The following is a 22,791-nucleotide window of genomic DNA, read 5'->3' as shown; positions in this document are numbered from 1 at the left end:
GGGTGCATCGTTGTTGTAGGATCAGCTTCGCTCTGCCGGGGCACATCATCCAGTATAATCGCAGCAATTACATGGCTTTAATCGCAGATCGCGGATCATCTCATGTCGTCAGCCACGCAACCCATCGGCGTGATCGCGCGGCTCCTCGATCTCTCGGAGCGCCGGGTCCAGCAGCTGAGCCGGGAGGGCGTGATCCCGAAGGCCGAGCGCGGCCAGTACGACCTGATCGGCTCGGTGCGCGGCTATGTCCGCTACCTGCGCGATCAAGCCACGAAGGCGCAGGCCGGTGCGCCGGATTACGCGGCCGAGCGGGCGCGCTTCATTCGGGCGCGGGCTGATCTCGCCGAGATGGAGGCCGAGGAAAAGCGCGGCGCGCTGATCGCGGCCGAGCAGATCGAGGCCGCCTGGATCGCCGTCCTGGCGCTTCTGCGCACCCGCTTGCTCGCGCTGCCGGACCGGTTGGCGCCGCAGGTTTTTGAACAATCAACCGTCGGAGACACCCGGAACCTGATCCGAATGACCATCCGCGAGGTGCTCGATGATCTCGCGCAGCCAGATGTCCAACTCGAAGCCAGCGCTGACATTGACGGGCTCGCCGATCCTGAAGCGGACGGTGGAGACGGCGCTGAAGGTGCTGCGCCCGCCGCCGGAACTGACGATCAGCGATTGGGCGGATCAGAACCGACGGCTGAGCTCTGAGGCCAGCGCCGAACCCGGGCAATGGCGCACGAGCCGGGCCGAATATCAGCGCGGGATCATGGAGGCGATCTCGGACGCCTCGACCGAGACGGTGGTCATCATGTCCTCCGCCCAGGTCGGCAAGACCGAGGTGTTGAACAACGCCTGCGGCTATCACATCGATCAGGATCCCGCGCCGATCATGGTGGTGATGCCGACCGAGCGCGACGCGGAAACCTGGTCGAAGGACCGCTTCTCGCCGATGGCCCGCGACACGCCCTGTCTTCAGGGCAAGATCGCCGATCCGCGCTCGCGCGACGGCAACAACAAGATCCTGCACAAGCGGTTTCCGGGCGGGCATCTGACCATCGTGGGCGCGAACGCGCCCTCGGGTCTGGCCAGCCGACCGATCCGTCTTCTGCTGTGCGACGAGGTGGACCGCTACCCGTTCAGCGCAGGTGCCGAGGGCGATCCTGTCAACCTTGCCAGGAAACGCACGGTGACCTTCTGGAACCGCAAGATCGTGCTGGTGTCGACGCCCACGAACAAGGGCACCAGCCGGATCGAGGCAGCTTTCGAGGAAAGCGACCAGCGCCGGTTCTGGGTGCCATGCCCTGACTGCGGGGCGGAACAGGTGCTGACCTGGACACAGGTGCGCTGGAGCAAGGGGCCCGAGGGCGACCACCGGCCCGAAACGGCGCGCTACCACTGCGCGGAATGCGATGCGGCTTGGCGGGACGAGACCCGCTGGGCGGCCGTTTCAAAAGGACATTGGGTGGCGGAACAGCCCTTCGCGGGCGTGGCGGGCTTCCACCTGAACGAGATCTACTCGCCATGGGTCAGACTGGAGGCGATGGTGCGAGCCTTTCTCTCGGCTCGTTCCGGCGGGGACGAGACGATGAAGACCTTCGTCAACACGTCGCTGGGCGAGACATGGGTCGAGACCGGGGAAGCGCCAGACTGGCAGCGGCTCTACGACCGGCGCGAGGCTTGGAAACCGGGCATGGTGCCCGCGGGCGGGCTGTTCCTGACGGCCGGGGCCGACGTGCAGAAGGACCGGGTCGAGGTCGACGTCTGGGCCTGGGGCCGCGGGCTGGAAAGCTGGCTCGTCGATCACGTCGTGATCGAGGGCGGGCCGGACCGGCATGACGCCTGGTCGGAGCTGACCGCGCTGCTGGATCGGTCCTGGCCTCACGAACGCGGCGCGCATCTCAGGGTCGCGCGGCTCGCCATCGACACCGGCTACGAGGCCCCGGCGGTCTATTCCTGGTCGCGGGCGCAGGGCTTCGCGCAGGTGTCGCCGGTCAAAGGCGTCGAGGGGTTCAACCGCTCGAGCCCGGTGTCGGGGCCGACCTTTGTCGATGCGACCGAGGGCGGGAAACGCCTGCGGCGCGGGGCCCGGCTCTGGACCGTGGCAGTCTCGACCTTCAAGGCCGAGACGTACCGCTTTCTGCGGCTGGCGCGCCCGACCGATGAGGAGATGGCCGAGGGCGCGGTCTTTCCGCCTGGAACGATCCACCTGCCGACATGGGTCGAAAGCGAGTGGCTGAAGCAGGTCGTGGCCGAGCAACTGGTGACCGTCCGCACCAAGCGCGGCTTCGCGAAACTGGAGTGGCAGAAGCTGCGCGAACGCAACGAGGCGTTGGATTGCCGGGTCTATGCCCGGGCCGCCGCCTGGATCGCGGGCGCGGACCGCTGGACTGACGAGAAATGGCGCAACCTCGAGGATCAGCTCGGGTCCGCCCCCACCGACACCGATCCCGCCGGGCAGATCAACCGGCCGGGACAGGCCCCGCAGGGCAAGCGCCGTTCCGACTGGCTCGGGCGGCGCGGAGGATGGTTCTGATGACGGACTGGACGGAAACCGAGCTCTCGGCGCTGCGCCGGGCCTATGCCAGTGGCACGACCCGGGTCAGCTATGACGGCAAATCGGTGGATTACGGCTCGGCCGAGGACCTGCTCGCGCGCATCCGCACCATCGAGCGCGCCATCGCGGGCACCACACGGCCGCTGCCCATAGCCGGGCTGACGGGCTTTTCGCGCGGGGATCGCTGATGTCGGCCAACTGGTTCGATAGGGCTATTGCCTCCGTCGCCCCACGTGCTGCAGCCCGCCGTTTCCTGGCCCGTCATGCCTTCGAGACCCTGACACGGGGCTATGACGGGGCCGCGAAAGGCCGGCGGACGGAGGGCTGGCGGGCGCCGGGATCCTCTGCCGATACCGAGATCGAGCTGGCCGGTGCGCTGCTGCGCGACCGGATGCGGGATCTGGTGCGCAACAACCCGCATGCGGCTAAAGCCGTCGCGGTGCTGGTCAACAATATCATCGGCGCAGGGATCATGCCGCGCGCCGCGAGCGGTGACGACAAGCTCGACCGGAAGGTCGATGCGCTCTTCGAGCGCTGGACGGCGGAGTGCGATGCCGACGGCCAGCTCGACTTCTACGGCCTGCAGACGCTGATCTGCCGCGAGATGGTCGAGGCGGGCGAAGTCCTGATCCGTCGAAGGTTGCGGCGGGCAAGCGACGGTCTTCCAGTACCGCTGCAGCTGCAGGTGCTGGAGGCCGACTTCCTCGACGCCACGAAATCCGGCGCCATCGGCGCGGGACGGCTGGTCCAAGGGATCGAGTTCGACCCAGTCGGCAAACGCCGGGCCTACTGGCTCCATGCCGAGCACCCGGGCGACGCCTACGGGGCCTTGCAGAACGGGTTGCAGAGCCGCCCGGTGCCTGCGAGTGAGATTGCCCACATCTACGAGAAGCAGCGCACGCAGGCGCGCGGCGTTCCCTGGGGCGCGCCGGTGATCCGCAGCTTGCGCGATCTCGACGACTACGAGGTTGCCGAACTGGTCCGCAAGAAGACCGAGGCCTGCGTCACCGCCATCGTCTTCGGCGATGACGAGGCGCAGCAGGGCATCGCGCCCTCGGTGGTCGATGCCGATGGCAACCGCGTGGAGCAGTTCGAGCCGGGGTTGATCGCCTATGCACGCGGCGGCAAGGACATCCGCTTCAACCAACCCGCCGCAACCGGCGGCTATGGCGAATACAAGCGGGCGAGCCTGCACACGATCTCGGCCGGGTTCCGGGTGCCTTACGAGCTGCTGACCGGGGACCTGTCCCAGGTGAATTACTCCTCGATCCGGGCGGGGCTCGTGGAGTTCCGCCGGATGATCGACGCCGTCCAGTGGCAGCTCTTCATTCCGATGCTCTGCGCGCCCGTCTGGCGCTGGTTCACGGAAGCCGCTTGGGCGGCGGGCCAAATCCCGACACCCGATGTCCCGGTCGAATGGCAGCCGCCGAAGTTCGAGGCCGTCGATCCGCAGAAGGACGCGATGGCGGACCTGCTGGCCATCCGGTCGGGCACCATGACGCTGGCGCAGGCCATCGCCCGGCAGGGGCGCAACCCCGACGCCGTGCTGGCGGAAATCGCCGCGACCAACGCGAAGCTCGACGACCTCGGCCTCGTGCTCGACAGCGACCCGCGCCGCGTCACCAAGACCGGCAGCGCGCAGGCGGGCGACCTGACAGCCCCCGCCGATACGGAAATCACACCAGCGCAGACTGACCAACAGGACTGACCCCATGGATACAATGATCGAACTGCCGGCCCTGCGCCGGTCGGCGGAGCTTGCGCCGAACAGCGTCGACAATGGCGCGCGCACCGTCGAGGTGATCTGGTCGGCGGGCGCCCGCGTTCGCCGCGCCACCTTTTTCGGCGAGCCCTATGACGAGGAACTGAGCCTCGACCCCGCCCACGTCCGCCTCGACCGGCTGAACGCGGGCGCGCCGTTCCTGAAGGTCCATGAGATCGACACGCTCGACGCGGTGATCGGCTCGGTCGTGCCCGGCTCGGTGCGGATCGAGAATGGTCGCGGCATCGCGCAGGTCCGGATCAGCGAGCGCGCCGATGTCGAGCCGATCTGGCGCGACATCCAGGCCGGGCACATCAGGGCCGTCTCGATCGGCTACCAGGTCCACCGCTTCGACGTCTCGAAACTCGATGGCGGGCGCGAGCTTTGGCGCGCGATCGATTGGACCCCGTTCGAGATCTCGGCTGTGCCGGTCGGCGCCGATCCCGCCGCGGGCTTCCGCGCCAAGGGCGAACATCACGATTGCGTCCTCCATCGCCGGGACGCCGAAACCAGCGAAGGAGCATCCCCGATGACCGACAAGACGACCCCGGCCGCCCCGGCCGACGACACAACCGATACGGCAGCGACCGAGGAGATCACCATGCCCGACGACAAGACCGGCGCGGCTGAGGCGCAGACGCGCGCGGCTGAGACGCGCAGCCAGCCCAATGCCCTGAAGCCCGAGGCCCCCGACACCGAGGCCATCGCGACCCGCGCCCGCGAGGCCGAGCGCGACCGCGTCTCGACCATCTACGATCTGGCGGGCCGCCTGAACCTCGAGCGCAGCTTTGCCGAGGATCTGGTCAAGCGCGAGATCAGTGTGGATGAATCCCGCCGCCTGATCCTTGACCAGGTCGCCGCGAAATCCGACGAGACCCGGACCTTCCCGCATGTCTCGGTCCCCCTTGGCGGCCGGGACGAGCGCATCACCCGCCGCGATGCCGTGGCGAACGCGCTCCTTCACCGCTACAGCCCGACGCTGTTCCCGCTGGAGGACGCCGCGCGCCAGTATCGCGGCATGACCCTGCTGGAACTGGCCCGTGAAAGCCTTGGCAATTCCGGGGTGAACACGCGCGGCCTGTCGCGTGATGAGGTGGCGACGCGCGCACTGCACACGACCTCGGACTTCCCCGAGATCCTCTCGGCCGTCACCAACAAGACCCTGCGGCAGGCTTATGACGCCTATCCCCGCACCTTCGCGCTCTTCTGCCGCCAGGTGCTGGCCACCGATTTCAAGTCGATGCACCGCGTCCAGCTCGGCGAGGCGCCGCAGCTTCTGGAAGTGGGCGAGAGCGGCGAGTTCAAGCGCGGCACGCTGGGCGAGAGCAAGGAAAGCTACAAGGTCAAGACCTATGGCCGGGTGGTCGCCATCACCCGGCAGGTGCTGATCAACGACGATCTCGACGCCTTCACCCGGATCCCGGCGATGTACGGCAACTCCATCGCGCAGCTGGAGTCGGACGTGGTCTGGGGCATCATCACCGCCAACCCGGCCATGGCCGATGGCACGGCGCTTTTCCACGCCAACCACAAGAACCTCGCGGGCACCGGCGCAGCGCTGGCCGTCGATGCGGTAGGCGCGGCCCGGGCGGCGATGGCGCTGCAGACCGGGCTCGACAAGAAGACGGTGCTGAACATCCGCCCCGCCTTCCTGATCGTGCCCGCCGCGCTAGAACTGAAGGCCGAGCAGCTGGTCGCCCAGAACCTCGTCCCCGCCGCGACCTCTAGCGTAGTACCGCAATCGATCCGCACGCTCTCGCCGATCAGCGAGCCGCGCCTCGATGCCGCCAGCGCCACCGCCTGGTATCTGGCGGCCTCGCCGAACCAGATCGACACCATCGAATACGCTTATCTCGAAGGACAACAGGGCGCCTATATCGAGACCCGCAACGGCTTCGATGTGGATGGCGTCGAGATCAAGTGCCGCCTCGACTTCGGTGCCAAGGCCATCGACTGGCGCGGCCTCTACAAAAATCCGGGCGCGTAAGGCCCACATCCTGAACCCTGACACACGGGCGGTCCTAACGGGCCGCCCTTCGTCTTTCCACGAGGATCACCCCCATGAAAAACTCCGTCCAGCCCGGCAACACCATCACCCTGACCGCGCCCTATGCCGTCGCCTCCGGCGATGGCCTGCTCGTCGGCTCCATCTTCGGCATCGCCAGCGGCACCGCCGCCCTCGGCGAGAGCGTCGAGACCGCGCTCACCGGCGTCTTCGACATCACCAAGATTGGCTCGCAGGCCTGGACCGCAGGTGCCAGGATTTACTGGGACGACACTAACAAGCGCACCACTAATGTGGCGACCTCGAACACGCTGATCGGCGTCGCCATCGAGGCGGTGGCCAGCGGCGCGGGCGACACCATCGGCCGGGTGCGGCTCAACGGCAGCTTCTGATGACTGCCTTCGCCGCCGCCGTGGGTGCGCTCTTTGCCGATCCAAACATCGGCAGGGACGCTGTCTACACGCCCGAGGGCGGCGCGCCCGTCTTGGTGCGCGCCGTCACCCGGCGCGCGGACGTGGTTACGGATTTCGGCGATGCAAGGATCTGGTCCGAGACCACGCGCGTGGATCTGCAGGTGACCGAGGTGGCGAACCCGCGCCCCGACGACCGGATCGAGATCGAGGGCGACGCCTTCCTCATCCAGGGCGAGCCCGTCCGCGACCGCGAGCGGCTCGTCTGGATCGTCGATCTGAGGCCCGCGTGAGGCTTAAGCTCAACATCGATCCCGACATCGTCGCGATGATGCAAGCCGAGGTGACGGCGGGGGAGCGCGCGGTGACCGCCGCGATGCGCGAGGCTGGGACCGGGCTGAAGGCCGCGTGGCGCTTGCAGGTCACCGGCGCAGGGCTTGGCACACGCCTCGCCAACACGATCCGCAGCCAGACGTTTCCAAAGTCTGGCGAGAGCCTTGATGCCGCCGCGCTGGTCTGGTCCCAGGCGCCGGTCATCATCGGCGCGCATGACACCGGCCCGCTGATCCGTTCCAAGGATGGGTTCTGGCTCGCGATCCCGCTGCCTGCCGCAGGCAAGTCGCTGCGCGGCGGCCGGATCACGCCCGGCGAATGGGAGCGCCGCCGTGGCCTCCGCCTGCGGTTCGTCTATCGCCGCACGGGACCGAGCCTGCTGGTGGCCGAAGGACGGCTGAACACTAAAGGCCAGGCGGTGGTGTCGCGATCGAAGACCGGACGCGGCAAGGTCACCGCGCCGATCTTCCTGCTGGTGCCGCAGGTCAAGCTGCCGAAGCGGCTGGATCTCGCACGAGATGCAGACCGGGCGTTGGACGGCGTGCCGGGTCTGATCGTGGCGAATTGGGTGGAGGGGAAGCTGTAGGAAACTTCGACGAGCCGGTTACTTGGCAGGTGCCTACATAGCGAGTTTCCGAAGCTTCTGTCTCAGCGACTGTGATGCGCGTTGCAGCCAGTCGACGCGATAACGGACCGGATCCTTCGGGTTCAGATCCTGCGGATCCTTCAGGCCAAGATAGATGTCGACCTGGCTTCCGCTGGATCGTGAGGGATGCGCGAGTGCTCCGAGAAGTTGTTCCTCCTGAATGTGTCCCTGCGCAACGCACCATTGGAGCGCTTCAAGGGGCGTAGGCCCAAGCGCAAGGAAGAAGGCATTGTGTGGCAAGGCTTGCAAGGATGGCAGGAAATCCCTTTGGAAACCGGCAGCGAAGGCCTCGGATCGAAGAACTTGGTCAAAGCTGCCAGCGAACATCTTCCCATTCCTGAACGCAGCATGCGGAATGACGGAAGTGGCATGGAGTGCGTCATACGAAGTTGACCAAAGCTCACCGGCGTCTCGGATGCCTATCAACTCGTTGATCTGCATTGCATTTAGCATCTTCACAAGGTTGGGGCGCATTGATTCATCCCCAAACGCCGCGAGGCTCTTCACCTGATACAGGATCTGATCCTCGTTCATTCCTCTGGAGGACAGCGCCTTAACTTCATCGTATGCGAGCGCCATTTGGTTCGGTCCCGGCGTAATGCCGACAATCACGATCCTAGCGCGCTCATTTACATACTCGAATGGCATGTAGAAGACGGTATCTCGTGCGCTTTGATCCACCACGAGTGCCGGATCATTTGAAGCCGAAGCGCCTCGTGACTCAATTACATGTTGGTATTTCGGGTAAAGAATAGGCTGCAACCTCGATCCTCCGCTGACAATCTATGAAGTATCTGTAAGCGAACGGCTTTCCAAGATGCCCACTACTCGCGAAACCATCCTCGCCGCGCTGCACGCGCGGCTTTCGGGGTTGCCCGCCACCGCGCTGCGCGGCGACGTGCTGCCCGAGCGGGTCCCGGCCGAAGGCCTGCTGATCCTGCGCGACGGCGAACCGGGAGAACCCGACGTAACGCTCTCGCCCCTGCGCTACCACTACCAGCATCGCGCCGAGATCGAGGCGGTCGTGCAGGGCGCCGACCGTGACGTCGCCTTTGACACGCTGACCGCCAGCGTCGGCGCGGCGCTCGCCACGGACAGGACGCTGGGTGGGCTCTGCGACTGGGTCGAGGCGGAAGCGCCACGGTCCGTCGATCTGCCGGTCGAGGGCGCGGCGAGCCTGAAGGTCGCGGTCATCCCGGTGGTGCTGCACTATTCCACGGCCGACCCGCTGGCCTGACCCAACCGACAACAGGAGAAGAACATGGCACGAGCCCAAGGGGCGCGGGCGCAGATGGCGTTTGCGTTCGAGACCGTCTATGGCACGCCGCCCGTCGGCGGCTTCACGAAGATGCCCTTCGCCAGCACCTCGCTCGGCGCGGAGCAGCCACTGCTGAACTCCAAGCTGCTGGGCTACGGCCGCGATCCGCTCGCGCCGATCAAGGACGCGGTGACGGCCGACGGGGACGTCGTCGTCCCGCTCGACGCGGAGGCCTTTGGCTTCTGGCTGAAGGCCGCCTTCGGCGACCCGACCACGACCGGCACCGGCCCCTGGACACACGAGTTCCGGTCCGGTGCGTGGACGCTGCCGAGCCTCTCTATCGAGACCGGCATGCCCGAGGTGCCGCGCTTTGCCATGTACTCCGGCTGCGTGCTCGACCAGATCACCTGGCAGATGCAGCGGTCTGGCCTGCTGACCGCGACCGCCCGGCTGGTGGCGCAGGGGGAGACGGTGGGCACGACGACCAGCGCAGGCACACCCGCGACGCTGGAGCTGAAGCGCTTCGGACACTTCAACGGGTCGATCACCCGAAACGGTTCGGCCCTCGGAAACGTGGTCTCGGCCGACATCACCTACGCCAACAACCTCGACCGCATCGAAACCATCCGTTCGGACGGCCGCATCGATGGCGCGGACCCGTCCATCGCCGCGCTGACCGGCTCCATCGAAGTCCGTTTCTCCGACAGCACACTGGTGACGCAGGCGATCAACGGCGATCCCTGCGAGCTCGAGTTCGCCTACGTCCTGCCCTCGGGCGAGAGCTTCACCTTCACCGTGCATGCCGTCTACCTGCCGCGCCCCCGGATCGAGATTTCAGGGCCGCAGGGCGTGCAGGCGACCTTCGACTGGCAGGCCGCGCGCGACAGCGTCGTCGGCCGGATGTGCACGGCAACCCTTGTGAACGATGTGGAGACCTACTGATGCTGACGCTCGACTTGACGAACGCGCCGCGTTGGCACGACCTCGCCCCCGGCGTGCGGGTGCAGCTGCGCCCGCTGACCACCGCGCTGATGGTCGCGACGCGCAGCGATCCGGCCGTGGAAGCTGTTCCAGAAGATGCCTCCGACGAGGAACGCGCAGTGGCCTTCGCCAAGGCGCTGGCGCGGCGGGCGGTGCTTGCCTGGGACGGTATCGGCGATGCGGACGGCAACCCCATCGAGCCGAGCCCCGAGGCCATCGATGCGCTGCTCGACGTCTGGCCGATCTTCGAGGCCTTCCAACTGACCTACGTCTCCAAGGGCCTGCTGCTGGAGCAGGAAAAAAACGCCTCCGCGCTCTCGCCGAATGGTCCTTCGGCGGGGGCGAACGATATTGCCAAGCCTGCGCGCAAGCCTGCCCGGACTGCCCGGCGCGGCTGAACCGTCCAGAAACTCCGGAGGGCTGGCAGGTCTGGGACCTGGTCGGCCGCCTCGGCGGCCAACTCCGCGTCCTGCCTGGCGCGGTGATCGGCTGGGACATGTCGGCGGCGCTGGCGCTCGGTGACGCGCTCGGCGTGCCGCCGCTCGCCATGGCCGAACTTCTGCCCGTCATCGAAGCGGTGATGGTCGCCAAACTCAACGAACAGATGGAACGCCCCAATGGCTGAAAAACGCGTCAGCGTCCGCCTCGCGGCGGTCGGTGGTCGGCAAGTGCGCGCCGAGCTGGAAGGTGTCGGTGAGGCCGGGTCGCGTGGCTTCGGACGGCTCAGCCGCGAGATGGAAGCGGCGAACACCCGGCTCGCAGCCTTCTCGCGACGGGTCCATGTGGCCGCCGCAGCCGCCGTGGCTGCAGCCGCCGCCGCTGGCGTGGCGATGGTCCGCTCGGGCCTCCAGACCGTCGATGCGCAGGCGAAGCTCGCGCAGTCGCTCGGGACTACCGTCGCCTCGATCCAGACGCTGGAGCGCGCGGGCGAGCTGGCGGGCGTTTCGATGTCCGGCATCGAGCAGGCCACCAAGGATTTGACGCGCCGTCTCAGCCAGGCAGCGGCCGGGACAGGCCCGGCTGCCGACGCGCTCGACCGGTTGGGTCTTTCGGCCTCTGACCTGATCGCGCTGCCGCTCGATCAGCGCGTCGGCGCGATCAACGCTGCCATCGAGAATTTCGTGCCGGCCGCCGAGCGTGCGGCCGTCGCGGGTCAGCTCTTCGGCGAGGAAGGCTCCATCGCCATGTCGCGCATCGACACCGCGACGCTGCGCCAGGCGACGGAGGATGTCCTCGCCTTTGGGGTGGTGGTCTCCGAACAGGACGCCGACCAGATCGAGCGCACGAACGACGCAATCTCGCGCCTCGGGCTGATCTGGCGCGGTTTGTCGAACCAGCTCGCCGTCGCCGCGGCTCCCGCGCTCGAGGCGGTCGCCAACGCGATGGCCGCTATTGCCAGCCGCACCGGGCCGCTCGGCATCGCCATTCGCGGGCTCTTCGACAATATCGGCCGCCTGACCACCTATGCCGTGACCTTTGCAACCTTCCTCGCGGGCCGCTGGGTCGCGGGGTTGGCCGCTGCCGCGCTCTCGGTCCGGGGCCTCGCTACGGCGCTGGTCGTTCTGCGTGGGGCGCTGATCCGTACCGGTATCGGCGCTATGATCGTCGGCGTCGGCGAGTTGATCTATCAGCTGTCGCAATTCGTTGCCCGCGTGGGCGGGGTCGGCGAAGCCTTCCGGCTGCTCTCCGATCTGGCCTCTGCGGTCTGGTCGCGCATCGGGCTCGCGCTCGACGCCGCACTTGCCCGCATGGCCGCCGGATGGGAGGGATTGAAGGCCGCCGCACTCTCGGCGCTCGACGGCACCGTCGCGGGGCTCAACGGGTTCGGAGACCGCACCGTCGCGATCTTCCAAGGGGCCTATGACGGCGCGGTGGCGATCTGGGGCAGCCTGCCGGGCGCCATCGGTGACTTCGCCTACCAAGCCGCGAACGGGTTGATCGGCGGCGTGGAGGCGATGCTGAACGGCGTCGTCACCCGCATCAACAGCTTCATCGAGACCCTGAACGCCGCGCTGGCCCTGTTGCCCGAATGGGCGACCGGCGAAGGTGGCGTGCGGATCGGCACGCTCGATGCAGTGGACCTGAGCCGGATCGACAACCCGTTCGAGGGGGCCGCAACGGCGGCGGGCACGGCGGCAGCCGATGCGTTCTCCGCCGCACTCGCCCGGACCTATATCGCACCGCCCGATCTCGGTCTCGGTGCCATGGCGGATGATGCGCGTGCCCGGGCCGACGCCTATCGCGAGGCCGCTGGCATGTTGACCGATGCCGCAGCCCGGCCGCTTGCTGCCTGGCAGGCTCTGAAGGATGCCGTGGCTGGGTCCGGCACGGAGGCCGAGACTGCGCTGACGGACGCCGCGACTTCCGCCGATGCGCTGGCGGCCGGGCTCGACGACACTGCAGCCGCTGCCAATGGCGCCGGAGGTGCGGCCCGCGATGCCGGAACCGCCGCAGGCGAAGGGGCCGAGCGTGCGCTGACCGGCTGGCAGGCGGTGACGGCCGCGCTGTCGGACTACGCGAGCCGCGCCCGCGAGATCGGCGGCGATATCGGCCAGAGCCTCGTCAGCGCGTTCCAGTCGGCCGAGGACGCGGTCGGTGAGTTCGTGAAGACCGGCAAGCTGAACTTCCGCGATCTCGTGACCTCGCTCATCGCGGACCTGGCGAAACTGGCGGCGCGGCGCTTCATCCTCGGCCCCATCGCCAACGCGCTTTCGGGCGCGCTCGGTGGCGCGGGCGGGATCTTCGCCAATATCCTGCACGCTGGCGGCATGGTCGGATTGTCCGGACCCTCGCGCATGGTCCCGGCCATGGCTTTCGCCGCGGCGCCTCGGATGCATTCTGGCGGCGCCGTCGGCCTACGCCACGACGAAGTGCCTGCGATCCTGCAGCGCGGCGAGCGTGTGCTCTCCCGGCGCGAGGCGCAGAGCTACGGCGCGGGCGGCGGGATCAACGTCACCATCATGGCCCGCGACGCCGAGAGTTTCCGCCAGTCCCGCACGCAGGTCGCGGCGGACATCGCCCGGGCCGTCTCGCTGGGACGGAGGGGCATGTGATGACGTTTCACGAGGTCCGGTTTCCCGACAACGTCAGCCGAGGTGCGCGTGGCGGGCCAGAGCGACGCACCCAGGTCGTCGAGCTGGCATCGGGTGACGAGGAGCGAAACGCCAGCTGGGCCAACTCGCGCCGCCGCTATGATGTGGCCTACGGCATCCGCCGCGCCGACGATCTGGCGGCAGTCGTCGCCTTCTTCGAGGCGCGCAATGGTCGCCTCCATGGCTTCCGGTTCAAGGACTGGGGCGATCACAAATCCTGCCTTCCCTCGGGCACGCCTTCGCCGAACGATCAGTCGATCGGCACCGGCAATGGCGCGACGACCACCTTCCAGCTGGTGAAGCGCTACGCTTCGGGCAGCCAGACATGGGTGCGGACCATCACCAAGCCGGTCGCGGGCTCAGTCGCCGTCGCCTTAAATGGCGCCCTGCAGGCCTCCGGCTGGTCGGTCGACACGACGACCGGTGTCATCACCTTCGCTGCCGCGCCGGGCGCTGGCGTCCCGATCACCGTAGGCTTCGAATTCGACGTGCCCGTCCGCTTCGATACCGACGCGCTCGACGTGACGCTTGACCTCGAGCGGCTGGGCTCCATCACCTCCATCCCGCTTCTGGAGATCCGACGATGAACGACGAAACCGGATTTCTGGCGGCGGCGCTGAAGGAACTGCTCGCCTCCACCGCCGTGATCCTCGCCGCCTGGGGCGCGCTTGGGGGTGCGACCAACGCTCTGACGACGAAGATGCGGCTGCGCGACGCGCTGCGCCACATCCTGCTCGGCGGTCTGATCGCCGCCGGCATGGGCAGCCTCTCGATGGCGATCATCACCCGCTGGCTTGGCCTGCCGCCCGAAGCGATCCCAGCCGGGGGCGCGGCCGGATCGGCCGCCTATCTCGTCGGCGTCTTCGGACCGGCCTTCATCGAGGTGCTGCTCGCCCGACTGCGCCATGCCGGGAAAGGCGGTGGCGATGCATGACCTTCTCCGCCTCGCGCGCTCGCTGCGCTGCGACCCGACCGATCCCGGTCAGGCCTTCCGCCATCGGCTGGGCGTCGGCATCGCCGTCGCCGCGCTGATCCTGATCCTATCGCTTCTGGGGTGACTTCCATGCAGATGACTGACCGGGGGCTGCTGGCCCTCGTCCGACACGAAGGCATCGTGCCCGGACCCTACCGTGATGTGAAACAGGTCTGGACCTTCGGCATCGGCCACACGGCCGCAGCCGGTCTGCCCGATCCCGCCACGATGCCGCGCGGCATGCCCACCGATCTCGATCCCGGGATCCGCGAGGCGTTCCGGGCCTTCCGGTCCGATCTCTCGCGCTACGAGGCTGCCGTCCTGCGTGCCGTGAAGGTGCCGCTCGAACCGCACGAGTTCGATGCGCTGGTCTCGTTTCATTACAACACCGGCGGCATCGCCAAGGCGGCGCTCACCCGACATCTGAACGCGGGCGACCGGGCTGCGGCGGCAACAGCCTTCATGGGCTGGCTCAAGCCCGCCGCGATCCGCCCGCGCCGCGAGGCCGAGCGCGACCTCTTTGCTACGGGCCGCTATCCAACCGGAACCATCCCGGTCTGGTCGGTCGACAGTAGCGGAAAGGTCGATTTCTCGCGACCGATCCGGCGCCTGACCGAGGGCGAGGCGTTGGCGCTGCTTCGGCCGGCGCCGACACCGCCGGTCCCCGAGCCTGAACCCGGCACCCCGACCGGCTGGCTCGTCCGGCTGACCGCTTTCTTTTCCACCCTGACCCGGAGGGCCTGATCCCCATGCGCTACATCCGTCCGACCTCGCTCACTTGGTGGGCGGGGTGCCTCGCCATGCTCACCGGCATCGCGTCGCTTGCGCTGCCCGCCACAGGCCCGTTTGCCGACCTATCTCGCCTCGTCGCGCTGCTCGCGGGCTCGGGCGATGCCTCGCCTGCGGGGCTGATGTTCCTCGGGCTCGGCCTCATCGGCCTGCGGGATCGGATCGAACGCGGGTTCCGCCGCGATGCTTGAGTCTCTCGCAGGGATGATCGTGGGCGGGGGTCTCGGCGTTTTCGTCGTCGCGCTCTGCGTCGCCACGGCGCGCGGGGATCACGACGATGGCTGAGTTCCTGTTCTGGCTGGTTGCGGCCTTGGGTGCGTTCGGAGGCATCGTCCTCGGCCGCATCCGGGGCCGCGCGGAAGGGAAGCGCATGGGCAAACGGGAGGCGGAACGCGATGCGATTGAAGATAAGAACGAGCGCGTCGCGCGCGGGCGCGAGGCGGTTCGCGACGGCCGCGGCGCAGGCGATCCTGCTGACCGGCTGCGCCGCAACGACGGGCGCTGGTGACGCGGGCTGCGCCTCCTACGCCGAGGCGCGTCTCGCCCGACCATCGGCCACTGCCGTCGCCGCCGTGCCCCCGCAATGGGCGACTTGGATCGCCGATCTCGACGACCGCATGACAGGAACATGCCGATGAAGACCCTCGATCCCGCCCTGCAGGCCCATCTCGACGACGGCACGACGACGCTCGCCTGGTGCTGGCGGATCGCCCGCGCGGACGGCGTGACCTTTGGCTTCACCGACCACGACAGGACGCTGACCTTTGACGGGACTGACTTCGAGCCCGAGAGCGGGCTGACGGCCTCCGAAGTGCGCTCGGGCTCGGACCTGTCCGTCGATGCGCAGGACGCCGAGGGCGTTCTGACCTCCGACCGGATCACCGAGACTGACATCCTCGATGGCCGATGGGACAACGCGGCGGTGGAGGTCTGGCGGGTGAACTGGGCCGACACCGCGCAGCGCGTGCTGATGCGGCGCGGGGCCATCGGCCAGATCCGGCGCGGGCGGCTCGCTTTCGTCGCCGAGGTCCGCTCGCTGGCACATGTCCTCGGGCAGACGGTCGGGCGAACCTTCCAGGCGAGTTGCGATGCTGCGCTCGGCGATGCCCGCTGCGGCGTCGATCTGGAGGACCCGGCCTACAAGGGGACCGGCGCAGTCATCGATCTCCTGCGCGACCGGGCGTTCACCGCCTCGGGGCTAGGCGGCTTCACCTCCGGCTGGTTCACCTTTGGTACGCTGGACTGGACCAGCGGCGCGAATGCGGGGCGGCGCACCGAGGTGCTGGGGTATGGCGTCACGGACGGTGTGGCGATCCTCACCCTGCTTGAGGCGCCAGTGCGCGCGATTGCCGAGGGCGACGACTTCACGATCCGTGCGGGCTGCGACAAGCGGATCGAGACCTGCGGGGCCAAGTTTGCCAAAACCGCCAGTTTCCGGGGCTTTCCGCATATCCCCGGCCAAGACGCCGTTCTGCGCTACGCCACCAAGGATGGCGGGCACGACGGAGGCGTGCTGTGAACACCGCCGATCCTGACAAGGTAATCGCGGCAGCCCGGTCTTGGCTCGGCACGCCGTATCACGACCAGGCGAGCCTCAAGGGCGTCGGCTGCGACTGCCTCGGGCTGGCCCGAGGCGTCTGGCGCGAGGTTGTCGGTCCCGAGCCGTTTCCGATCCCGCCCTACAGCCGGGACTGGGGCGAGACCGGCCCTCGCGAGGTGCTGGCCGAGGGCGCGCGCCGCATGATGCCCGAGATCGCCCCGGCAAATGCCGGTCCCGGTGCGCTGGTCCTCTTTCGCATGGATAGCCGCGCCATCGCCAAGCATGTCGGCATCGTGACCGGGCCGGACAGCTTCCTCCATGCCTACGAGCGGCTCGGCGTGATCGAGGAGCCGCTCACGGCAGCCTGGCGCCGGCGTATCGCCTTCGCCTTCCTGTTTCCGCAACGCTGAGACCCCGACATGGCCACCCTCATTCTTGGCGCTGCCGGTGCCGCCATCGGCGGCTCGATCGGTGGCGCGATCCTCGGCGTCAGCGCGGCGACCATCGGTGGCTTCATCGGGTCCACCATCGGCTCGGTCGTCGACAACTGGATCGTGTCCTCGCTCGCACCGACGCAGCGGATCGAAGGCGCGCGGCTCGACAGCTTGCGCATCACGTCCTCCACCGAAGGGGCGGTCATCCCGCGGCTCTACGGTAGGATGCGGATCGGCGGCAACATCATCTGGGCCACCGATTTTCGGGAAGAGACCAAGGCCACCACACAGGGCGGGGGCAAGGGCGGCGGGGGCGGCAAGGTCAAGACCACCGAATATCTCTACTACGCGTCCTTCGCCGTCGCGCTCTGCGAGGGACCGATCACCGGCATCGGGCGGGTCTGGGCCGACGGCAAGCCGATGGACCTCTCCGGCGTCGTCTGGCGCTGGTATCCGGGCGATGAGGCGCAGGCGGCGGACCCGTTCATTTCGGCCAAGATGGGCGCGGCCAACACGCCAGCCTATCGCGGCACGGCCTATGTTGTCTTCGAGGAACTGCCGCTGTCGAGTTACGGCAACCGCCTGCCGCAGTTGTCCTTCGAGGTCTTCCGGCCGCTCGCCGATCCAGACACCGCCGAGGGGCTGACCCGCGCTGTCACCCTGATCCCGGCTTCGGGCGAGTTCACCTACGCCACCCAAGTTATCCGCAAATCCTCAGGCGGCGCGACGGTTTCTGAGAACCTGAACGCGCTGCCCGACACCTCCGACATGGTCGTGGCGCTCGACCGCCTGCAGGCCATGGCACCGGCCGTCGAAAGCGTCAGCCTCGTCGTGGCCTGGTTCGGTGACGACCTGCGCGCGGGATCCTGCAAACTGCGCCCCGGCGTCGAGGTCACGGTCAAGTCGACGACGCCGGTCGGCTGGTCGGTCAATGGCGTCAGCCGGGCGAATGCCTTCCTCGTCAGCCGCGACGATCAGGATCGACCCGTCTATGGCGGCACGCCCGCCGATTTCGCGGTGGTGCAGGCGATCCGGGAGATGAATGCGCGCGGGCTGCGAGTCACTTTCTATCCCTTCATCCTGATGGACGTCCCGCCCGGCAACACGCTGCCGAACCCGTATTCGGACAATTCCGTCGAGGTCGGTCAGCCCACATTTCCCTGGCGTGGTCGGATCACCTGTTCGTCGGCGGCAGGCTATGCCGGGAGCGTGGACAAGACGGCCACGGCGTCGAGCCAGGTCGCGGCCTTCTTCGGCACCGCCAGCCCCTCCGACTTCGCGATTTCGGGCGACACCGTCTCCTGGACCGGCCCGTCCGGCGACTGGGGTCTGCGCCGCATGATGCTGCATTACGCGCATCTCTGCACCGTGGCGGGCGGGGTCGATGCTTTCCTGATCGGCTCAGAGATGCGCGGCCTGACCACCATCCGCGCGGCTGCCAGCACCTATCCCGCCGTCACCGCGTTCAAGGCGCTCGCCACCGATGTGCGCGCCATTCTCGGGGCAGGCACCGATATCGGCTATGCTGCCGACTGGTCGGAATACTTCGGCCACCACCCGGGCGACGGCAGCGGCGACGTCTATTTCCACCTCGACCCGCTCTGGTCGGACGCCAACATCGATTTCGTCGGCGTCGACAATTACATGCCGCTCTCGGATTGGCGCGACGGCTTCGGGCACGCGGACACTGCCGAGGGCTGGCCCGCGATCTACGACCGGGCCTATCTGCAGGCGAACATCGCGGGCCGCGAGGGCTTCGACTGGTTCTATGCCGGCGCGGCGGATCGGTCGGCGCAGGTGCGCACGCCGATCACCGACGGGAGTGCCGGCAAGCCATGGGTCTTCCGCTACAAGGATCTGCGCAGCTGGTGGGCGAACCCGCATTACAACCGCCCGGGCGGGGTTGAGAGCGGCACGCCGACGGCATGGGTGCCGGAATCGAAGCCGATCCGCTTCACCGAACTCGGCTGCCCGGCCATCGACCGGGGCACCAACCAGCCCAACGTCTTCTTCGACCCGAAATCCTCCGAGAGCTTAACGCCGTATTTCTCGCGGGGCTGGCGCGACGATACCATCCAGCGCGCCTATCTCGAGGCCACCTATCTCTTCTGGGGTGAGGCCGCGAACAACCCGTTGTCCTCGGTCTACGGCGGCCGGATGATCGATGTGCCAGAATGCGCGGCCTGGACCTGGGACGCGCGGCCATACCCGTTCTTCCCCGAACTGACCGATGTCTGGACCGATGGACCCAACTGGCGGCTCGGCCATTGGCTGACCGGCCGCCTCGGGGCGGTGTCGCTCGCCGCGCTTGTGCGGCAACTCTGCCTGCGCGCCGGGATGCCGGAGACCCGCATCGACGTCACCGGCCTCTGGGGCGCGGTCGAGGGCTATGCCATCGGCGCGCTGGAAAGCGCGCGCGCCTCGATCACCACGCTCGCGCGGCACTTCGGCTTCGATGCTGTCGAGACCGAAGGCGTTATCCGCTTCGTCATGCGCGGGAGGGCGGCGGTGGCAAGCGTCGCACCCGACGATCTGGTCGCAGCCCGCGAAGGCGACGTACTGGAACTGACGCGCGGACAGGAGACCGAACTGCCGCAGGCCTTGAAGTGGCAGGTCGCCCGGGCCGACGAGGATTACGAGGCGGCTCAGGTCGAGGCCCGGCGGATCACCGTCGACACGACGCGCATCGCCTCCGAGAGCTTCCCGATGGCGGTGCCGCCTGAGGAGGCCGAGCGCCGTTGCCGTCGCGCGCTGATGGAAGCCTGGACCGGCCGGGAGAGCGCAGCCTTCCGCTTGCCGCCCTCGCGGCTGGCGCTCGACCCGGCCGATGTGGTGACGCTCGCCCATGACGGCCGGTTCGTCCCGCTGCGGCTCATCTCGATTGCCGATGCCGACGCACGCGGCATCGAGGCCATCCGCCAGGACCGAGAGGCCTACGACCTGCCGCTTGGCGCGCCGAGACCCTCGGCGCTGTCGCAGGCCGTCGTCTTCGGCGCGCCGGACGCGGTCCTCCTCGATCTGCCGCAGCTGACCGAGGACCAAGCCGCGCATCGGCCCTTCGCGGCGGCGTACGCCGCACCATGGCCCGGTGAGATCGCGGTCTACCGCAGCCCCTCGACGGATGGTTTCGACCTGCTGACCACGTTTGGCACACGCGCCAGGATCGGCGCGCTGGTCACTGACTTTTACGCGGGACCGACGTCGCGCTTCGACCTCGGCAATGCGCTGGTGGTCGATCTGCTCACCGGCACGCTCGAAAGCGTCACCGACCTGACCCTGTTTGGCGGAGCCAATGCGCTCGCCATCGAGAGTGCGCCGGGTGCCTGGGAGATCGTACAGGCAGGCGCAGCCGAACTGATCGCCCCCGGCCGGTATCGACTGACCCGTCTCCTGCGCGGCCAGCGGGGGACAGAGGGCGCCATAGGCAACCCTGCGCCCGCCGGCGCGCGGGTCGTCGTGCTGGACACCGCGCTCGCATCGCTGCCGATCGCCGAGGCCGATCTTGGCATCCCCTGGAACTGGCGTATTGGGCCCGCGAGCCGTCCGGTCAGCGACGAGACCTATATGGCGCGGGCCTTTACGCCCGAAGGCGTGGGGCTGCGGCCGTTTTCCGTCGCGCATGTCGAGCAGCCGTGGCGCAGACCGCGCGCACCAGGCGATCTGACGATCCGCTGGACCCGGCGATCCCGCGCGCTCGCTGCCGACACCTGGGGCGGGCTAGAGGTGCCAGTCGCCGAGGAACTGGAGGCTTACGACGTCGAGATCCTCGACGGTGCAGTTGTCAAGCGATCCTTGACCACTGCCACCACCAGTGCGGTCTACACCGCCGCCGCCCAGATCACCGACTGGGGCGCGCTGCTCAGCCACGGCGACACGCTCACCATCCGCATCTACCAACTCTCCGCCCTCGTGGGGCGGGGCGCGGCGAAAACCGTTGCGCTGATCTTCTGAGGCCATCCCATGTCCGACGCCACGACCCACCTGCTGCTGCCCTACATCCTGGCGGCGCAGGCCCAGAAGCACGTCACCCATAACGAGGCGCTGCGGATCCTGGACGGACTCGTCCAGCTCTCGGTCCTCGACCGGGACCTGACCGCGCCGCCGGGAAGCCCTGCCGAAGGCGACCGCTATCTCGTCGCTTCCGGCGCCACCGGCGATTGGGCCGGTTGGGACCTGAACATCGCCTTCTGGACCGACGGCGCCTGGCTGCGCCTTCCGCCGCGCACCGGCTGGCGGGCATGGGTCGAGGACGAGGCCGTACTACTCGTCTGGACCGGCGCTGCCTGGGAGGTCGTGGGCGAGCCCAGCGACATCTCGGATGCGGTCTTCAGCCTCGTGAACGACGCCGATCCCACCAAAAAGGCGGTCTTCTCGCTGTCGGGCATCTCCACCGCCACAATCCGCAGCTACACGCTGCCGAACACGTCTTCGGAACTGGCGATCCTGGCCGGCACCCAGACCTTCACCGGCAATAAGACCTTCTCGGGTACGCTGACCGCGTCGGGCACCGTCACGGTCTCGGCAGTGACCGCGACCATTGGCACGGCGACGGGAACCGCGACCTACGGGATGGGCACCGGAGCGACGACCACCGGGCTCATCAAGACTGTGAACCTCGGCACCGGAGGTGCATCGGGGTCGAGCACGGTCGTCAACATCGGCCCCGTGACCTCGGGCGCGAACGGAACCACGGTCATCAACACGCCGACTGTAACCTTCGCCAATGCCGTGACCCAGGTCGGCATGCCCCAGGCGAACCTGACCGCGCAACTTCTGGGCCTAGGCGGTGCGACGGCTGACAGCTACAACCGGCTGTCGGTCAACACGCCCGCAGTGCTTCTGAATAACGCGGGCGCCGGGATCGAGGCGACCGTCAACAAGGCCGCGCCCGCCAACGACGCGAGCTTCGCCTTCAAGACGAACTGGTCGGCCCGGGCGCTGATCGGGCTTCTGGGCAGCGACGATTTCAGCTTCAAGGTCAGCCCGGACGGCTCGGCCTTTTACGAGGCGCTCCGCATCGACCGCTCGAGCGGCCGGGTCGAGATGCCCGAACCCGTGGTGCTCCCGGCGGTGAGCGCCGTTCCCGCGCCGCCGCCCACCGGCAAGCTCGCGCTCTACGCGCGCGACCGCGCCGGGGCCGGATGGCTCGACGTCCAGCGCCCCTCGGGGCGGTTCTTTCCGCTGCAGCCGCATTTCGGGGTGAACCGGATCGCGACCTGGGCGCCGTCCACCGGCACGACTGTCAACACCAACGGCATGCCGCGCACGGCCGTCGGCACCGTGTCCACGCCGACGTTCGCCACCACAAATCTCTCGACCTCGATGCGCCGCTGGCGCGTGACCAGCGCCGCCACCGCCGACGCGGCGGCCGAGGAACGCTCGGCCGGCTGGGTATGCTGGCGCGGAAATGCGGATGGGCTGGGCGGTTTCACCTATGTGAACCGGCTTTCGCTCGTCACCCTGCAGGCGACAGGCATGGGCTTCTTCGGCCTCTACGGATCGACAACAGCGCTGGCCACGACCCTGACGTTGTCGGCCGTGGTGAACTGCATCGGCATCGGCTTCCAACGCGGCACCCACACGAACTGGCAACTGGTCCAGAACGACGCCTCCGGCGCGCCAACGCTCACCGATCTCGGAGCGAGTTTCCCGATCTCAAGCACAACGAACGTCCTGACCCTCACGCTCCTCGCCGCCCCGAACAGCAGCGAGATCGGCGTCCGGGTGGTCGAGGAGGTCAGCGGGGCGGTGGTCGAGACCATGCTCGACACCGACATCCCCGCCGCGACGCAGCTCCTGAGCCCCCGGAACTACATGAACAACGGCGCGACGGCGGCGGCGGTCGCCTATGATTGCTCGGGGGTCTATGTCGAGACGGATTATTGAGCGGGGAATGATGCGAACAGACGCGGGCGAGTTCTGGGCCACGCGACCCCATTACGGGAAATGCTACACGGCGCAACCGTGGCGCATCGCCCGGCCCGGATCACAGGTTCACGGTTTCAAAGGGCGGCAGGGATTCG

General features: G+C 68.1%; 24 protein-coding genes. 23 read left to right on the top strand and 1 reads right to left on the bottom strand.

Annotated elements, in window-relative coordinates:
* The first annotated feature begins 102 nt into the window (after nt 1–102).
* The 8 genes from ACTTAI_RS16670 (at nt 103) to ACTTAI_RS16635 (ending at nt 7,641) form a co-directional block, all read left to right on the top strand.
* Nucleotides 103–699, top strand: coding sequence for a terminase small subunit, Nu1 (locus ACTTAI_RS16670; protein ID WP_444452636.1), 597 nt, complete (start codon nt 103–105; stop codon nt 697–699).
* Nucleotides 614–2,524 carry a phage terminase large subunit family protein gene (locus ACTTAI_RS16665; RefSeq protein ID WP_444452635.1) on the top strand — a complete coding sequence of 637 codons (1,911 nt, stop codon included), beginning with the start codon at nt 614–616 and terminating at the stop codon, nt 2,522–2,524. Before ACTTAI_RS16670 ends, ACTTAI_RS16665 begins: the two co-directional genes overlap by 86 nt.
* Nucleotides 2,524–2,733, top strand: coding sequence for a phage head-tail joining protein (locus ACTTAI_RS16660; RefSeq protein ID WP_444452634.1), 210 nt, complete (start codon nt 2,524–2,526; stop codon nt 2,731–2,733). The genes ACTTAI_RS16665 and ACTTAI_RS16660 overlap by 1 nt, the downstream gene beginning before the upstream one ends.
* Entirely contained in the window at nt 2,733–4,253 is a 1,521-nt protein-coding gene (locus ACTTAI_RS16655; protein ID WP_444452633.1) for a phage portal protein, read from the top strand. Before ACTTAI_RS16660 ends, ACTTAI_RS16655 begins: the two co-directional genes overlap by 1 nt.
* A gap of 4 nt (nt 4,254–4,257) precedes the next feature.
* The gene (locus ACTTAI_RS16650) at nt 4,258–6,294 is read left to right on the top strand and encodes a prohead protease/major capsid protein fusion protein (protein ID WP_444452632.1); all 2,037 of its coding nucleotides are present in this window, start codon (nt 4,258–4,260) and stop codon (nt 6,292–6,294) included.
* Between the two features lie 74 nt (nt 6,295–6,368).
* Nucleotides 6,369–6,704: a DUF2190 family protein gene (locus ACTTAI_RS16645; protein ID WP_444452631.1), complete on the top strand. Its 336-nt coding sequence runs from the start codon at nt 6,369–6,371 to the stop codon at nt 6,702–6,704.
* A complete protein-coding gene (locus tag ACTTAI_RS16640; protein ID WP_444452630.1) occupies nt 6,704–7,015 on the top strand; it encodes a head-tail joining protein in 312 nt (103 codons plus the stop codon). The genes ACTTAI_RS16645 and ACTTAI_RS16640 overlap by 1 nt, the downstream gene beginning before the upstream one ends.
* The gene (locus ACTTAI_RS16635) at nt 7,012–7,641 is read left to right on the top strand and encodes a DUF6441 family protein (protein WP_444452629.1); all 630 of its coding nucleotides are present in this window, start codon (nt 7,012–7,014) and stop codon (nt 7,639–7,641) included. Before ACTTAI_RS16640 ends, ACTTAI_RS16635 begins: the two co-directional genes overlap by 4 nt.
* 33 nt (nt 7,642–7,674) lie before the next feature.
* Here ACTTAI_RS16635 and ACTTAI_RS16630 read toward each other — a convergent pair whose 3' ends face one another.
* Nucleotides 7,675–8,463, bottom strand: coding sequence for a hypothetical protein (locus ACTTAI_RS16630; protein ID WP_444452628.1), 789 nt, complete (start codon nt 8,461–8,463; stop codon nt 7,675–7,677).
* Nucleotides 8,464–8,518: 55 nt separating this feature from the next.
* Between ACTTAI_RS16630 and ACTTAI_RS16625 the strand changes: the two genes are divergently transcribed.
* The 15 genes from ACTTAI_RS16625 (at nt 8,519) to ACTTAI_RS16555 (ending at nt 22,654) form a co-directional block, all read left to right on the top strand.
* Nucleotides 8,519–8,938 (top strand): acyl-CoA transferase, encoded by a 420-nt coding sequence (locus tag ACTTAI_RS16625; protein WP_444452627.1) that lies wholly within the window; start codon nt 8,519–8,521, stop codon nt 8,936–8,938.
* Between the two features lie 24 nt (nt 8,939–8,962).
* Nucleotides 8,963–9,901 carry a phage tail tube protein gene (locus ACTTAI_RS16620; RefSeq protein WP_444452626.1) on the top strand — a complete coding sequence of 313 codons (939 nt, stop codon included), beginning with the start codon at nt 8,963–8,965 and terminating at the stop codon, nt 9,899–9,901.
* Nucleotides 9,901–10,338, top strand: coding sequence for a hypothetical protein (locus ACTTAI_RS16615; RefSeq protein WP_444452625.1), 438 nt, complete (start codon nt 9,901–9,903; stop codon nt 10,336–10,338). Before ACTTAI_RS16620 ends, ACTTAI_RS16615 begins: the two co-directional genes overlap by 1 nt.
* Nucleotides 10,339–10,436: 98 nt before the next feature.
* Complete coding sequence (locus tag ACTTAI_RS16610; protein ID WP_255453286.1) at nt 10,437–10,565, top strand: DUF7697 family protein; 129 nt, start codon at nt 10,437–10,439, stop codon at nt 10,563–10,565.
* The gene (locus ACTTAI_RS16605; RefSeq protein WP_444452624.1) at nt 10,558–12,993 is read left to right on the top strand and encodes a phage tail tape measure C-terminal domain-containing protein; all 2,436 of its coding nucleotides are present in this window, start codon (nt 10,558–10,560) and stop codon (nt 12,991–12,993) included. The genes ACTTAI_RS16610 and ACTTAI_RS16605 overlap by 8 nt, the downstream gene beginning before the upstream one ends.
* The gene (locus ACTTAI_RS16600; protein WP_444452623.1) at nt 12,993–13,619 is read left to right on the top strand and encodes a phage distal tail protein, Rcc01695 family; all 627 of its coding nucleotides are present in this window, start codon (nt 12,993–12,995) and stop codon (nt 13,617–13,619) included. Before ACTTAI_RS16605 ends, ACTTAI_RS16600 begins: the two co-directional genes overlap by 1 nt.
* A complete protein-coding gene (locus ACTTAI_RS16595; protein WP_444452622.1) occupies nt 13,616–13,966 on the top strand; it encodes a hypothetical protein in 351 nt (116 codons plus the stop codon). The genes ACTTAI_RS16600 and ACTTAI_RS16595 overlap by 4 nt, the downstream gene beginning before the upstream one ends.
* Complete coding sequence (locus tag ACTTAI_RS16590) at nt 13,959–14,090, top strand: hypothetical protein (RefSeq protein ID WP_444452621.1); 132 nt, start codon at nt 13,959–13,961, stop codon at nt 14,088–14,090. The genes ACTTAI_RS16595 and ACTTAI_RS16590 overlap by 8 nt, the downstream gene beginning before the upstream one ends.
* A 5-nt stretch (nt 14,091–14,095) precedes the next feature.
* Entirely contained in the window at nt 14,096–14,749 is a 654-nt protein-coding gene (locus ACTTAI_RS16585) for a lysozyme (RefSeq protein WP_444452620.1), read from the top strand.
* A 5-nt stretch (nt 14,750–14,754) separates the two neighbouring features.
* Nucleotides 14,755–14,985, top strand: coding sequence for a hypothetical protein (locus ACTTAI_RS16580; RefSeq protein WP_444452619.1), 231 nt, complete (start codon nt 14,755–14,757; stop codon nt 14,983–14,985).
* A gap of 86 nt (nt 14,986–15,071) precedes the next feature.
* On the top strand, nt 15,072–15,302 hold the full coding sequence (locus ACTTAI_RS16575) for a hypothetical protein (RefSeq protein ID WP_444452618.1): 231 nt from the start codon (nt 15,072–15,074) through the stop codon (nt 15,300–15,302).
* A gap of 126 nt (nt 15,303–15,428) precedes the next feature.
* Nucleotides 15,429–16,313: a DUF2163 domain-containing protein gene (locus ACTTAI_RS16570; RefSeq protein WP_444452617.1), complete on the top strand. Its 885-nt coding sequence runs from the start codon at nt 15,429–15,431 to the stop codon at nt 16,311–16,313.
* Entirely contained in the window at nt 16,310–16,744 is a 435-nt protein-coding gene (locus ACTTAI_RS16565; RefSeq protein ID WP_444452616.1) for an NlpC/P60 family protein, read from the top strand. The genes ACTTAI_RS16570 and ACTTAI_RS16565 overlap by 4 nt, the downstream gene beginning before the upstream one ends.
* 9 nt (nt 16,745–16,753) lie before the next feature.
* On the top strand, nt 16,754–20,719 hold the full coding sequence (locus tag ACTTAI_RS16560) for a baseplate multidomain protein megatron (RefSeq protein WP_444452615.1): 3,966 nt from the start codon (nt 16,754–16,756) through the stop codon (nt 20,717–20,719).
* A 9-nt stretch (nt 20,720–20,728) separates the two neighbouring features.
* Nucleotides 20,729–22,654, top strand: a complete 1,926-nt coding sequence (locus tag ACTTAI_RS16555; RefSeq protein ID WP_444452614.1) for a DUF2793 domain-containing protein — start codon at nt 20,729–20,731, stop codon at nt 22,652–22,654.
* The last annotated feature ends 137 nt before the right edge of the window (nt 22,655–22,791 follow it).

This window comes from Rhodobacter capsulatus, assembly GCF_052363175.1.
In the GTDB taxonomy this organism is placed as follows: Bacteria; Pseudomonadota; Alphaproteobacteria; order Rhodobacterales; family Rhodobacteraceae; genus Rhodobacter; species Rhodobacter capsulatus_D.
This window is presented reverse-complemented; position numbering and strand designations above follow the sequence as displayed.